The following is a 326-nucleotide window of genomic DNA, read 5'->3' as shown; positions in this document are numbered from 1 at the left end:
GTGGTTGGGCCCCCGTTAGCAGTCCAGCGTTTATGCGATAGCTAATTGGTTTTCTTGCGTCCAGGTTTCCCAGTAGCGTTTCGGCGTCATGCCGTCCAGGGATCCGTGGGGCCGTTCATGATTGTAGATAGCTTTCCATTCCTCGGCCAAATACTTCGCTTCGGCCATGGTGTCCATGATTTCTCCGGCGAGTTGCTCCCTTCTGAATTGGGCATTGAACGATTCGATGAAGCCGTTCTGCCAGGGTGATCCCGGGTCAATGAAGGCCGTATCGACTCCGGCGGTGGTGCACCACTCCTGTCTCTTATACACATCTCCGAGCCCAC

Annotated in this window: 1 protein-coding gene; it reads right to left on the bottom strand. The window is 55.2% G+C overall.

Annotated elements, in window-relative coordinates:
* Positions 1-30: 30 nt before the first annotated feature.
* A partial coding sequence (locus ACLRGI_RS23205; RefSeq protein ID WP_419203789.1) for an integrase core domain-containing protein occupies positions 31-326 on the bottom strand: 296 nt, incomplete at its 5' end.

The organism is Paenarthrobacter sp. PPS72, assembly GCF_048537125.1.
Lineage (GTDB): Bacteria > Actinomycetota > Actinomycetes > Actinomycetales > Micrococcaceae > Arthrobacter > Arthrobacter nitroguajacolicus_E.
Note: the sequence above shows the minus strand (reverse complement) of the source record. Positions and strands in the feature narration are given on the sequence as shown.